Annotated in this window: 8 protein-coding genes; 2 read left to right on the forward strand and 6 right to left on the reverse strand. The window is 62.6% G+C overall.

What is annotated here, in order from left to right; all coding sequences use genetic code 11:
• Positions 1 to 196 precede the first annotated feature (196 nt).
• The 5 genes from AC515T_RS12930 to AC515T_RS12950 form a co-directional block, all read right to left on the reverse strand.
• Positions 197 to 1,174 carry a 2-hydroxyacid dehydrogenase gene (locus AC515T_RS12930; protein WP_496532795.1) on the reverse strand — a complete coding sequence of 326 codons (978 nt, stop codon included), beginning with the start codon at positions 1,172 to 1,174 and terminating at the stop codon, positions 197 to 199.
• A gap of 15 nt (positions 1,175 to 1,189) precedes the next feature.
• Positions 1,190 to 2,488, reverse strand: coding sequence for an MFS transporter (locus AC515T_RS12935; RefSeq protein ID WP_496532796.1), 1,299 nt, complete (start codon positions 2,486 to 2,488; stop codon positions 1,190 to 1,192).
• 85 nt (positions 2,489 to 2,573) lie between these two features.
• Entirely contained in the window at positions 2,574 to 3,554 is a 981-nt protein-coding gene (locus tag AC515T_RS12940) for a sugar kinase (protein ID WP_496532797.1), read from the reverse strand.
• Positions 3,547 to 4,329, reverse strand: a complete 783-nt coding sequence (locus AC515T_RS12945) for a sugar phosphate isomerase/epimerase family protein (protein WP_496532798.1) — start codon at positions 4,327 to 4,329, stop codon at positions 3,547 to 3,549. Before AC515T_RS12945 ends, AC515T_RS12940 begins: the two co-directional genes overlap by 8 nt.
• A 152-nt stretch (positions 4,330 to 4,481) precedes the next feature.
• The gene (locus AC515T_RS12950) at positions 4,482 to 5,507 is read right to left on the reverse strand and encodes a LacI family DNA-binding transcriptional regulator (protein ID WP_496532799.1); all 1,026 of its coding nucleotides are present in this window, start codon (positions 5,505 to 5,507) and stop codon (positions 4,482 to 4,484) included.
• A gap of 244 nt (positions 5,508 to 5,751) precedes the next feature.
• Here AC515T_RS12950 and AC515T_RS12955 point away from each other — a divergent pair, with 244 nt between their 5' ends.
• Positions 5,752 to 7,905 (forward strand): WG repeat-containing protein, encoded by a 2,154-nt coding sequence (locus AC515T_RS12955; RefSeq protein ID WP_496532800.1) that lies wholly within the window; start codon positions 5,752 to 5,754, stop codon positions 7,903 to 7,905.
• Positions 7,906 to 8,076: 171 nt separating this feature from the next.
• Here AC515T_RS12955 and AC515T_RS12960 read toward each other — a convergent pair whose 3' ends face one another.
• A complete protein-coding gene (locus tag AC515T_RS12960) occupies positions 8,077 to 8,430 on the reverse strand; it encodes a hypothetical protein (protein ID WP_496532801.1) in 354 nt (117 codons plus the stop codon).
• 430 nt (positions 8,431 to 8,860) lie between these two features.
• On the opposite strand from AC515T_RS12960, the gene AC515T_RS12965 reads away from it, so the two are divergent.
• Complete coding sequence (locus AC515T_RS12965; protein WP_496532802.1) at positions 8,861 to 13,729, forward strand: NAD-glutamate dehydrogenase; 4,869 nt, start codon at positions 8,861 to 8,863, stop codon at positions 13,727 to 13,729.
• The last annotated feature ends 24 nt before the right edge of the window (positions 13,730 to 13,753 follow it).

Below are 13,753 nucleotides of genomic sequence, written 5' to 3' on the forward strand. Positions count from 1 at the left end.
GTTTGGAGTCGTTGTGGGGGCGGGCTTGCTCGCGAAGGTGGTGTGTCAGTCGACGAAAATGTTGCCTGACACTACGCCATCGCGAGCAAGCTCGCTCCCACAGGGGGATTGGCGGTGGACGCGGGTCAAGGAGCGCCACAGATCCATTGTGGGAGCGAGCTTGCTCGCGATGACGTTTTGACTGGCGGTGAATGGCTCAGCCTTTCCACGCCCCCGCATTCACCAGATTCACCGGCCGCTCCCCCGCCAACGCCGCCAACAGATTGTCCACCGCACAGCGCGCCATCGCTTCCCGGGTCTCGTGGGTGGCCGAGCCCATGTGCGGCGTCGCGACCACGTTGTCCATCTGCAATAGCGGCGAATCCGCATTCAAGGGTTCGCGCTCGAACACATCCAGCCCCGCGCCACGGATCTGTTGGTTGCGCAGGGCCTCGATCAGCGCCGCTTCATCCACCACCTTGCCTCGGGAGATGTTGATGAAGATGCTCTCGGGGCGCATTTGCGCGAACGCTTGGGTGCCGATCAGCCCTTGAGTCTCAGCGGTCAAGGGCAGGGTCAGGCAGATGAAATCCGCCTGCTGTAACAGCGTTTCGAGGCTGCAATAACGGGCGTTGAAACGCTGGTCGACCGCGGGCTTGGGCGAATGGCTGTGGTAGAGCACCGGCATGCCGAAGCCGAAGTGCCCGCGTTGGGCCAGGGCTTCGCCGATGCGGCCCATGCCGATGATGCCCAGGGTCTTGCCATGGACATCGGTGCCGAAATGACGGGGGCCGATGCTCTGTTGCCAGCCACCTTCGCGGACCAGGTTGGCCAGTTCCACCACGCGCCGGGCGGTCGCCAGGATCAGGGCGAAGCCTGTGTCTGCGGTGGTTTCGGTCAGCACGTCGGGGGTGTTGCTGAGCAGGATTCGGCGTTCGGTCAGGTAATCGATGTCGTAGTTATCGACCCCCACCGAGACGCTGGCGATGGCTTGCAGGTTCGGCGCCAGGTCCAGCAGCGCCGCATCCAGCTTGAGGCTGGCGCCGAGCAGGCCGTGGGTCGTGGGGAGGGCGTCGCGCAGTTGCGCCAGGCCCTGGGCATCAAGGCGTTCGATGAGCGTGACTTGGGCCTGGGCTTGCAGGCGGGCCATCAATTGAGGTGACAGCGCTTTGTACAGCACCACGTGCTTTTTCATGGGGCGGGTCTCGATTCAGGAGCGGGCGGGCGACGGGTGTGGCGTCGCGGGATGGGAGACGGTCCGGTCGCTGGCGCCGGGCTTGAGGGCGAGGGTCAGCACGACCGAGAGCAGCAACGCGCCGCTCATCAACAGGAAGGACATGCCAGGGGAGCCGGTGGTGCCGTTGAGGTAGCCCACCAGGTACGAGCCGCCGAACGAACCCAGCGCGCCCATGCTGTTGATCAAGGCCATGGCGCCGCCGGCGACATTGGCCGGGAGGATTTCCGGAACGATGGCGAAGAACGGACCGTAGGGCGCGTACATGCAAGCGCCGGCGACTACCAGCAAGCCATAGGACCACCAGAAGTGCTCAGCTCCCAGCAGGTAGGAGGCGTAGAACGCGATGGAGGCGATCAGCAGCGGCGGCCAGACAAAACGCTTGCGCTTCTGCGCCTTGTCCGACGCCCAGGACACCACCAGCATGCCGATCACCGCCGCCAGGTACGGCAAGGACGACAGCCACCCGGCCTCGACCATGTTCATCTGCAGGCCGGCCTTGAGGATCGACGGCAACCACAGCACAAACCCGTAAACCCCGATGCTCCAGCAGAAAAACTGCAGCGCCAGGATGATCACCTTGGGCGAGCGGAAGGCTTCGGCGTAGTTCTTCACCGCCTTGATGCCGACCTGTTCGGCCGCTAAGGCACTTTCCAGGTCGTGTTTTTCCTGGTCGCTGAGCCACTTGGCCTGAGCTGGACGATCATCGGCCAGGCGCCACCAGACAAAGGCCCAGAGCACCGCCGGCAGGCCTTCGATGATGAACATCCAGCGCCAGTCGAATTGCTGCACCAGGTAACCCGAGACCACGGACATCCACAGCATGGTCACCGGGTTGCCGAGGATCAGGAAGGTATTGGCGCGCGAGCGTTCGGCCCGGGTAAACCAGTGACACAGGTACACCAGCATCGCCGGCATGACGGCGGCCTCGACCACCCCGAGCATGAAGCGGATCACGATCAGCCAGTAGGCGTTGGAGACCACGCCCGTCAGGGTGGCCAGCGAACCCCAGAGGATCAGGCTGACGAAGATCAGCTTCTTCACGCTGTGCTTTTGCGCGTAGATCGCCCCAGGGACCTGGAAGAAAAAGTAACCGAGGAAAAACAATGCGCCCAGCAGCGACGAAAGCCCCGGCGTGATCATCAGGTCTTCGGCCATGCCCGAGGCGGCGGCAAAGCCATAGTTGGCCCGGTCGAGGTAGGCCAGGCTGTAGGTGATGAACACGATGGGCATGATGTACCACCAGCGGCGGGTGGCGAGGTTGAGCGTTTGCATGGCGTTGACTCCTGAGCTTGTTGTTTTTGTTGCAGCAGGTGCGTTTGTAGTGGTTTCAATCGCGAGCAGGCTCGCTCCCACAGGGTCAGTACGAAACCTTGTGGGAGCGAGCTTGCTCGCGATCGGCGGTTTCAAATTCAGCCAATAACTCAAGGCGCGTCGGCAACCCTTCCATGTCCCCACGGCTCTGCACCGCGCGGCTGCCAATCCAGTTGGCGCGCCGCACGGCCTCGGTGATGGCGTGGCCTTCGAGCAATGCGCTGATCAGGCCGACAGCGAAGCCATCGCCGGCGCCCACGGTGTCCACCACCTGGGCCACCGGCACGCCGGGGATGACGCCCTGGTCCAGCGCCGTGCGGTAATAGGCGCCGTCCGCGCCGAGCTTGATCACGACGATTTCAGCACCTTGGTCCAGGTAGAACGCGGCGATGTCGGCGGGGTCGTCGAAGCCGGTCAGCAGCCGGCCTTCGCCAAGCCCCGGCAAGACCCAGTGGGCGAGGGCGGCGAGGCGATTGATTTCAGTGATCATCGTCGACTCGCTGCCCCACAGGCTCGGCCTCAGGTTGGGGTCGAACGAGAGGCTGCGGCCGGCCTCGCGCATGCGGCTCATCAATTCAAAGGACATTTCGCGGGCCATGCCCGACAGCGCCGGGACGATGCCGGTGGCGTGCAAGTGACGGGCGTCAAGCAGCGCTGGCGCGATGGAGTCGATCGACAGATGGCTGGCCGCCGAGTTGCGCCGGAAATACTCGACTTGCGGGTCGCTGCCATCGACGGTACGGGATTTGAACTGGAAGCCGGTGGGGTGCTCCGGGTCGACCGTCACGTGGCGACAATCCAGACCCTCGTTTTCCAAGGTCTGCGTCACGAAGCGCCCCAGGGAATCGGCGCCGACCCGGCTCAGCCACGCCACCTTGAAGCCCAGCCGCGACAGCCCGATAGCCACGTTGCTATCGGCCCCCGCAATGCGCTTGTGAAACTGATCGACGCTGGCCAGGTCACCGCGCTGGTCCGCCACCAGCATTGCCATGGTTTCGCCGAACGACAATACATCGAACTCAGACATGGGCAGGCTCCTGGTGCGATTGCCCGAGGCGGGACAGGGTGGCGACATGGCGGGTGGTCAGTTGCAGCAGGTCATCGTCTTGCAGCGGGTATTCGGCGGCGCGCATCACGCCGGTGGGCATGTGCTTGAGCAGTTGTTCCCACAGGTGCAGGTCGGTCATGGCCGGAGGCACGGCGACGAGTTTGCCGTCGGCGCGCCGGGCCACGGCCTTGCAGTGCACATACGCCACATACCGTCCGAGCTGTCGGGCGGCCACGGCGGCCGATTGGTCCTGCCATTGCCAGTTGCCAATGTCGAAGGTCATGGCGACGGGCAGCGCTTGATGCTCCACCGCGGTGAAGAACCGTTGCAACGGTTCGATCCGTCCGCCCTGCAAGGTCTGGTCGTTTTCCACCAGCAACCGCACCGGGCTAGCGGCGAGCACCGGGGCCAGTGCCGACAGGTCATTGGAGTCGGTGAAATGACCGAGGGAGACTTTCAGCCAGGTCGAACCGAACGCCTCGCCGCGTTGCAGGGCCCGCGCCAGGGCGGGATTGGGCCTGGACTGGCCGGCGAGCCACAGTTCCAGTGGTGACGAAAAAATACTCTGCAGCCCCTGGGCTCGGGCAGCGGCGGCCAGTTCAGCGGGCTGTTCGGTGGTGAGCAATTCTTCGCGCCATTCGATGCGCGAGGCACCGGCGGCGGCCAACAGATCGATGAAACGGCCTTGGCCATGTTGTCGCACCAGGTCGGCGCCGTAGCTGGAAAGGCTGATGGAGACGGGTGGATTGTGCATTGTTGTTATACCTCTGAAACCGGTTTCAGTTTTGTTCAAAAAAAGGGGGATGCTTCAGGGCCTCATCGCGAGCAGGCTCGCTCCCACACTGGATCTGTGGCGCACTGAAGATCCCTGTGGGAGCGAGCTTGCTCGCGATAGGTCCCTCACCATCACCGCCCATGCCCAAGCGTCGACCCACGCTCAATCAACCGCGCCGCAAAATCCAGGGTCCGCACCGGCCCGTTGTCACCGCGCAAGCGCTTGAGCAGGCATTCGAACGCGCTGGCGCCGATCTCCGCCGTCGGCTGGGCCAGGGCCGTGATGCCGCTGCCCACCAAGGGGTACCAATCCAAGTCATCGAGGGCGATCAGGCCCACGTCGTCGAACAAGTGACAACCCAGCTCGCGCAACACCGTCGTGGCGGCCAGGGCGGCGATGCCATTGGCGCAGAACAACGCCTTGGGGCCATGGCCAGGCTGGGCAAGAAAGGTCTTGATGCGCGTGGTCAACTGATCACAGGTTTGCACCACGGTGCCGGCCAGGGCAGGCCGTCGTTGGATGCCGGCCTTGAAACTCTCGACGCGCTCGATCCTGGAGCTGGTGCCATCGAACGGTTCAGTCACCAGCAACAGGTCGCGGTAGCCCCGTTGTTCGAGGTGATCGAGGGCCATTTCGATGGCTGCCGGGTTGTCCAGTCCGACCAGATCGCTGTCGAGCCGATCGACCTTGCGATCCACCAGCACCAGGGGCATTTCGCTGCGCAGTTCGAACAGTTCGTCACGGTGGTGACCCAAGGTGTTCACGATCAGCCCTTCGATGTTGTAGGCGCGCAGCAGCGCCAGGTGCTGGCGTTCCTGCTCGTCATCGCGGTCGGTGTTGCACACCACCAGGCTATAGCCATGGCGACGACAGGCGGTTTCCACGCCATGCATCACGGCAATCGAATAAGGGTTGCGGATATCGGCCACCAGCATGCCGATCAGGCGTGTGCGCCCGCGCTTGAGGCCACGGGCCATCTGGTTCGGCCGGTAGCCCAGTTCGCTGATGGCCTGCTCGATGCGCCGGGCGATGGCCTCGGAGAGCAGGGCACGGTCTTCGCCAATGAAACGCGAGACACTGGCCTTGGAGACCCCGGCGCGTTCGGCGACGTCGAGCATGGTCACGCGGTTGCGCTGGGCGGCGGAGAAAGAGTTCACGGATTGAAACCTGCTTATTGGATTTATTAGTGGCTCTGAAACCGGTTTCAGGAAACACCAGAACCCAAGCGGTCGTCAAGGGCGACGTGTCAGAGGCACGACCGACGGTGGTTCGCTTCAGTCCCACAGGGGCGACGATCCAGACAGATCCTCATCAGAACCGACCCCTCCAGCCGATTTGCAGCGCGTAAGGCCGTGTGGTTAGCTGCCTGCCTTTCCCTGCCCTTTGACTACCGAAGCCACCATGAACTTTACCCAGCCTCGCTTGAGATTGCTGTCGATACTGAGTGTGACCTTGTTGGTGGTGGGCTTTACGTCCTATTACCTGTTTCGCCACAGCGGCGCGCCGGCCGATGAAGGTTTCGCCGCCGAGCAACTGAACGAAGGGGGCATGGAAGACATCGGCACGCTGGCACCGCCCGAGGTGGAGAAACGCCTCAATTACTTGATTCAGGACGCCGGTGAAAGCCTCAGGTCCTTGGAGTTGGTCAGTGATGTGCAACTGAGCCTGACCGTCGAGACGAACGAGCCTGCCGATGAGCAGCCGCTGCAATACGAGCCGCTGTTTGTGCCGTTCACAAGTGCGCAACTGAAAGCTGAACTGGCGTCGATCCAGGGCCTGCGTTTTACCCAGCGGCTGTTCGCCGAGGGTTCTGAGGTGCGGCTCGATACCAGCAGCCTTGATCCGCTCTGGAAGCGCGCCGCCACGCCGGATGAGCCAGCGGCCGAGCAATACCTGCCGCAACGCCTGCGTTTTCGCGATGGCAGCGAAAAAATCTTCGCCGAGCTCAAGGGGGCGCCTGAGGTAGAGTCCGACGACACGATCTCGTCCCATGACGCCTTTGCACTGTCGGTGAACAAACCGCTGGCGAGTCTCGGCCTGACAGTCGCGTACCGCAGCTACCCGGCGTTCAAGAAAGTGGTGCTGGACAAGGATCACCCGAAAGTGACCCTGGACGACGACCAGTCCTTCCAGCTCACCGCCCTGGGTGATGGCAGCGCCTCCGTGCGCTTGAGTACGCCGAAATCGTCGACCTTCGTGGTGCAGGGGGTGGATGATGCGGGCAGGGCGCTCTACAGCAACGGTCACAACGCCCGGTCGTTTCCCTCCGATGGCGATATCGCGGCGTTGCAGAACTATTACAAAGCGCTGCTGCAGACCAAGGATGATCTCAAGCAGCTCAAGACCGGCCAAGCGGTGCAGCAACAGTTGGGACGCTTGACCGAGGCGCTGGTCGCTCAGGCGGGGCCTTTGAAAAACACCGAGGTCGACTATCGATTCGAGGCCACCCCGCAACGTATCGTCATCCATGTGCTCGATCCGATGGAAGACAACACCGTTGAGTTCACCCAGGTCGACAACGTCCTGGCTGCACAAGCGCGTTACATTGCCCTGGACCGGAACGCCGAGCGCTACGGCTTCATCGACCAGGCCGGCCAGTGGTTGATCAAGCCCCGTTGGGTGCAGGTGCAAGATAGCCAGATGGCCGATACCTACGCCTTGTTTTCCCCGGAGAAATCCAGCGACCCGGATTCGCAGTGGCAGGCGTTGCGCAGCCAGCTCGCCTATTTTCCCGCCGGTAGCAACAAGCTCGTGGACTTGCCGTTCGAACACATCACCGAGGCATTGAGCAATGGCCTGCTGTTGGTGGAGCGTGAAACCAACGGCCCTTATGGGCTTTACGATGCCAGGCGTCACCGTTTCGTGTTGCCGATGAAATTCGTCAACCCCACCGTGACCGACAACCTGTTCATCGCCCGTCTCGGCAAGCGAACCGATGTCACGGAGGGCCTGTACGGTGCCTATACCCTGGATGGCAAGCAGATCCTGCCGACGCAATTCTCGGGCATCGAGCACAGCGAGGGTTTGCTCTACGCCAGTGCCCCCGATCGGCGTCATCAGGACGTTTTCGACCTGGAAGGTAAACGGATCAACCTTCAGGGTGACAACGTGATAGGCCGGTTTGTGGGCCAGCAACCGCTGCTGGTGCAGGACACTAAAAGCCGGAAATTCGCGTTTATCGATCGCCAGGGCGCGCGGCTACCCATCAAGTTGCCGTATGACGAAGTGACACCGTTTTCCAACGGCATGGCGGTGGTCGCACGGGATGGTAGCTACGGTGCCATCGACCTGGCGGGCAGGCTGCGGGTGCCGCTGGATTACAGCCAGATCAACGCGTTTCAGACCCGTTACGCCGCGGCCATCCGGGCCGGTGGTGGTTCCGGGCTGGTCTTGATCAGTCAGGACAACAAGGTGATCAAGGCACTGGGGTCCTACACCAGCATGAAGGTGCCGGATAACGGCAATGAGGCCCGTTACTACGTAAGGGATCCGAATAACGATGACGAGTACCTGGTCTATGACGCTGACGGCAATCTCGTGCAGAAAGACGAATAACAGCTGGCGCACTGATCCTGTGGCGAGGGGATTTATCCCCGTTGGGCTGCGAAGCGGCCCTCGAACCAGGCAACTCGGTGTGCCAGGAAGACTGAATTCACTGCTTCAGGGCTGCTGCGCAGCCCAGCGGGGATAAATCCCCTCGCCACAGGGGAGCGGTCGCCTTGGAAGTCAGAGCTGGCTTATATAGGTCCCCGTCCCCTTGAGGATGTTCTGCAACGTCAGTTCCACTTCCGCCAGGTCCGCCGCATCGGTGTCGTGGGTGATCTCCAGCACATCGTCGCCGTTGAGCGCATCGGCGTCCGCCGGGGCAATTTCAATCAGCAGGCGGGTCGGGCTGAGGGTGACCTTGACGCCCTCCAGTGTCGAAGGCTCTCCATCGAGGGCGATTTCCAGTTCGTCTTCGTCGGGGTAGCGCGTCATCAGGAACATTTCGCCCTGGGCGCTGTGGCAGCAGAGCATGGCCATGTTGTCTTCTTCTTCATCACACGGGTTGGCGATCAGAAGGGCGGTGGTCATTTGCATGGTGTTGGCTCCAGGATCGAGTGCACCTGCGGGGTGCGAAAAGTGGATTTTGCCAGCCTGAAGGATTTTCTGCTGGTTTACCGCCTCGGGGTGCCGTTTGGCCCCCGGCCTGCTAGGGTTGTTCGGTGCGTACCGGCTGTTTAGCTAGCCGATGACCGAATATGTCGCAGCGCTGCAAGCAGGCAGGTTGTCGCACTCGTTAAGCTGCGCAACGGATGTGCACCTGCCAAGGCCACCCTTGGGTGGTTTTTGCAGGTGTCCATGACACGAAATTAGATGGAAAAGGATGTGACCTGTGGGTCCTGTCCAGCTTCACCCACCTGTCATCCTGTTTCCTCTGCCCGAGAATCAGGAACGGGATGGCCGATAGCCCCGCAAGGGGTTGCACGCGACGCTTTCATCAATAACAAGCCCAAGCGGAGTACCACAGATGGCGTTCTTCACCGCAGCCAGCAAAGCCGACTTCCAGCACCAACTGCAAGCGGCACTGGCGCAGCACATCAGTGAACAGGCACTGCCACAAGTGGCGCTGTTCGCTGAACAATTCTTCGGCATCATTTCCCTCGATGAACTTACCCAGCGCCGGTTGTCCGACCTCGCCGGCTGCACCCTGTCTGCCTGGCGCCTGCTTGAGCGCTTCGATCACACGCAACCGCAGGTGCGCGTCTACAACCCCGATTACGAACGCCACGGCTGGCAGTCGACCCACACGGCCGTGGAAGTGTTGCACCATGACCTGCCGTTCCTGGTGGACTCGGTCCGCACCGAGCTGAACCGTCGCGGCTACAGCATCCATACCCTGCAAACCACTGTGCTGAGCGTGCGTCGCGGCAGCAAGGGCGAGTTGCTGGAAATCCTGCCAAAAGGCACCCAGGGCGACGGCATCCTGCAAGAGTCGTTGATGTACCTGGAGATCGACCGCTGCGCCAACGCCGCCGAACTCAACGTCCTGAGCAAGGAACTTGAGCAAGTGCTGGGCGAAGTGCGCGTGGCCGTGGCCGATTTCGAACCGATGAAAGCCAAGGTCCAGGAAATCCTCGACAGCCTGGACAGCAGCGCCTTCGCCATCGACGCTGATGAAAAGAGCGAGATCAAGAGCTTCCTGGAATGGCTGGTGGGCAACCACTTCACCTTCCTGGGCTATGAAGAGTTCGTGGTACGCGACGAGGCCGACGGCGGTCACATCGAGTACGACCCCGAGTCGTTCCTGGGCCTGACCAAATTGCTGCGCGCCGGCCTGACCGCCGAAGACCTGCGCATCGAAGACTACGCCGTCGCCTACCTGCGCGAGCCGACCCTGCTGTCGTTCGCCAAGGCCGCGCACCCGAGCCGCGTACACCGTCCGGCCTACCCGGACTACGTGTCGATCCGCGAAATCGACGCCAGCGGCAAGGTCATCAAGGAATGCCGCTTCATGGGCCTGTACACCTCTTCGGTGTATGGCGAGAGCGTGCGGGTCATCCCGTACATCCGCCGCAAGGTCGCGGAAATCGAGCGTCGCTCGGGCTTCCAGGCCAAGGCGCACCTGGGCAAGGAACTGGCCCAGGTGGTCGAAGTGCTGCCCCGTGACGACCTGTTCCAGACCCCGGTGGACGAGCTGTTCAGCACCGTCATGTCCATCGTGCAGATCCAGGAACGCAACAAGATCCGCGTGTTCCTGCGCAAAGACCCGTATGGCCGTTTCTGCTACTGCCTGGCCTACGTGCCACGTGACATCTATTCCACCGAAGTGCGCCAGAAGATCCAGCAAGTGCTGATGGATCGCCTGAAGGCCTCGGACTGCGAGTTCTGGACCTTCTTCTCCGAATCCGTACTGGCCCGTGTGCAGTTGATCCTGCGGGTGGACCCGAAGAACCGCCTCGACATCGACCCGCTGCTGCTGGAAAAAGAAGTCGTGCAGGCCTGCCGCAGCTGGAAGGACGACTACGCCAGCCTGGTCATCGAAAGCTTCGGCGAAGCCCAGGGCACCAACGTGCTGTCGGATTTCCCGAAAGGCTTCCCGGCCGGCTACCGCGAGCGCTTTGCCGCGCACTCGGCCGTGGTCGACATGCAACACCTGCTGAACCTGAGCGAAAAGAACCCGCTGGTCATGAGCTTCTACCAGCCGCTGGGCCAGGTCTCCGGCCAGCGCGAGCTGCACTGCAAGCTGTATCACGCCGACACGCCGCTGGCGCTGTCCGACGTGCTGCCGATCCTGGAAAACCTCGGCCTGCGCGTGCTGGGTGAATTCCCGTACCGCTTGCGCCACACCAACGGCCGCGAGTTCTGGATTCATGACTTCGCCTTCACCGCCGCCGAAGGCCTGGACCTGGACATCCAGCAACTCAACGACACCTTGCAGGACGCCTTCGTCCACATCGTGCGCGGCGATGCCGAGAACGATGCGTTCAACCGCCTTGTGTTGACCGCTGGCCTGCCATGGCGCGACGTGGCGCTGCTGCGCGCCTACGCCCGTTACCTGAAGCAGATTCGCCTGGGCTTCGACCTGGGTTACATCGCCAGCACCCTGAACAACCACACCGACATCGCTCGCGAGCTGACCCGGTTGTTCAAGACCCGCTTCTACCTGGCGCGCAAGCTCAGTGGCGACGACCTGGAAGACAAGCAACTGCGTCTGGAGCAAGCGATCCTCTCGGCCCTGGATGACGTCCAGGTGCTCAACGAAGACCGCATCCTGCGTCGCTACCTGGACCTGATCAAGGCCACTCTGCGGACCAACTTCTACCAGACCGACGCCAACGGCCAGAACAAGTCCTACTTCAGCTTCAAGTTCAACCCGCACCTGATCCCGGAACTGCCGAAACCGGTGCCCAAGTTCGAGATCTTCGTCTACTCGCCACGGGTCGAAGGCGTGCACCTGCGCTTCGGCAACGTTGCCCGCGGTGGCCTGCGCTGGTCCGACCGTGAAGAAGACTACCGCACCGAAGTGCTGGGCCTGGTAAAAGCCCAGCAAGTGAAGAACTCGGTGATCGTGCCCGTGGGCGCCAAGGGTGGTTTCCTGCCTCGTCGCCTGCCGTTGGGCGGCAGCCGGGACGAGATCGCGGCCGAAGGCATCGCCTGCTATCGCATCTTCATCTCCGGCCTGTTGGACATCACCGACAACCTCAAGGACGGCGCGCTGGTACCGCCGGCCAACGTCGTGCGGCATGACGACGATGACCCGTACCTGGTGGTGGCGGCGGACAAGGGCACCGCGACCTTCTCCGACATCGCCAACGGCATCGCCATCGACTACGGCTTCTGGCTGGGCGATGCGTTCGCCTCCGGCGGTTCGGCCGGCTACGACCACAAGAAAATGGGCATCACCGCCAAGGGCGCGTGGGTCGGCGTGCAGCGCCACTTCCGCGAGCGCGGCATCAATGTCCAGGAAGACAGCATCACCGTGGTGGGCGTTGGCGACATGGCCGGCGACGTGTTCGGCAACGGCTTGTTGATGTCCGACAAGCTGCAACTGGTCGCGGCCTTCAACCACCTGCACATCTTCATCGACCCGAATCCGGAGCCTGCCAGCAGCTTTGCCGAGCGCAAGCGGCTGTTCGACCTGCCGCGTTCGGCCTGGACCGACTACGACGCCAGCATCATGTCCGAAGGCGGCGGTATCTTCTCGCGCAGCGCGAAAAGCATCGCCATCTCGCCACAGATGAAAGAGCGCTTCGACATCAAGGCCGACAAACTGACCCCGACCGAACTGCTCAACGCCTTGCTCAAGGCGCCGGTGGACCTGTTGTGGAACGGCGGTATCGGCACCTACGTCAAGGCCAGCACCGAAAGCCACGCCGATGTCGGCGACAAGGCCAACGATGCGCTGCGCGTGAACGGCAACGAACTGCGCTGCAAGGTCGTGGGTGAGGGCGGCAACCTGGGCATGACCCAACTGGGTCGCGTCGAGTTCGGTCTCAATGGCGGCGGTTCCAACACCGACTTCATCGACAACGCCGGTGGCGTGGATTGCTCCGACCACGAAGTGAACATCAAGATCCTGCTCAACGAAGTGGTGCAGGCCGGCGACATGACCGACAAGCAACGCAACCAGTTGCTGGCGAGCATGACCGACGAAGTGGGTGGCCTGGTGTTGGGCAACAACTACAAGCAGACCCAGGCCCTGTCCCTGGCGGCACGCCGCGCCTTCGTGCGTATCGCCGAATACAAGCGCCTGATGAACGATCTGGAAGCCCGGGGCAAGCTGGACCGCGCCATCGAGTTCCTGCCGACTGAAGATCAACTGGCCGAACGTGTCGCGGCGGGCCATGGCCTGACCCGTGCCGAACTGTCGGTGCTGATCTCCTACAGCAAGATCGACCTCAAGGAAGCGCTGCTCAACTCCCTGGTACCGGACGACGATTACCTGACCCGTGACATGGAAACCGCGTTCCCGCCGACGCTGGTGAGCAAGTTCTCCGAGGCCATGCGTCGCCATCGCCTGAAGCGCGAGATCGTCAGCACCCAGATCGCCAACGACCTGGTCAACCACATGGGCATCACCTTCGTCCAGCGGTTGAAAGAGTCTACGGGCATGAGCCCGGCAAACGTGGCTGGCGCTTATGTGATCGTGCGTGACATCTTCCACCTCCCGCACTGGTTCCGTCAGATTGAAGCCCTGGACCACCAGGTCTCGGCCGACGTGCAACTGGAGCTGATGGACGAGCTGATGCGCCTGGGCCGTCGCGCCACGCGCTGGTTCCTGCGCAGCCGCCGCAACGAGCAGAACGCTGCCCGTGACGTCGCGCACTTCGGTCCGCACCTGGCGGCGTTGGGCCTCAAGCTTGACGAACTGCTGGAAGGCCCGACCCGCGAAGGCTGGCAGACCCGCTACCAGGCCTATGTCGCGGCTGGCGTGCCAGAGTTGTTGGCGCGCATGGTCGCCGGCACCACGCACCTGTACACCTTGCTGCCGATCATCGAGGCGTCCGACGTCACCGGCCAGAACGCCGCCGATGTGGCCAAGGCTTACTTCGCCGTGGGCAGCGCCCTGGACATCACCTGGTACCTGCAACAGATCAGCGCCTTGCCGGTGGAAAACAACTGGCAGGCCCTGGCTCGTGAAGCGTTCCGCGATGACGTCGACTGGCAGCAACGGGCGATCACCATCTCGGTCCTGCAAGAGGGCGATGGCGCCCAGGACGTGGAAACCCGCCTGGCGCTGTGGCTCGAGCAGCATCACGATATGGTCGAGCGCTGGCGTGCCATGCTGGTGGACATCCGTGCCGCCAGCGGCACCGACTACGCCATGTACGCGGTCGCCAACCGCGAACTGCTGGACGTGGCGATGAGTGGTCAGTCGGTCAAGACGCCCAACTGATCCGGCGTTGAATGAAAAAGCCCC

The sequence above is a fragment of the Pseudomonas sp. FSO-7 genome, from assembly GCF_059579345.1.

Excerpts from the sequence above, each read along its gene's own strand:
- AC515T_RS12930 (WP_496532795.1), bottom strand. The coding sequence starts at position 1,174 with ATGAAAAAGCACGTGGTGCTGTACAAAGCGCTGTCACCTCAATTGATG.
- AC515T_RS12935 (WP_496532796.1), bottom strand. The coding sequence starts at position 2,488 with ATGCAAACGCTCAACCTCGCCACCCGCCGCTGGTGGTACATCATGCCC.
- AC515T_RS12940 (WP_496532797.1), bottom strand. The coding sequence starts at position 3,554 with ATGTCTGAGTTCGATGTATTGTCGTTCGGCGAAACCATGGCAATGCTG.
- AC515T_RS12945 (WP_496532798.1), bottom strand. The coding sequence starts at position 4,329 with ATGCACAATCCACCCGTCTCCATCAGCCTTTCCAGCTACGGCGCCGAC.
- AC515T_RS12955 (WP_496532800.1), top strand. The coding sequence starts at position 5,752 with ATGAACTTTACCCAGCCTCGCTTGAGATTGCTGTCGATACTGAGTGTG.
- AC515T_RS12960 (WP_496532801.1), bottom strand. The coding sequence starts at position 8,430 with ATGCAAATGACCACCGCCCTTCTGATCGCCAACCCGTGTGATGAAGAA.
- AC515T_RS12965 (WP_496532802.1), top strand. The coding sequence starts at position 8,861 with ATGGCGTTCTTCACCGCAGCCAGCAAAGCCGACTTCCAGCACCAACTG.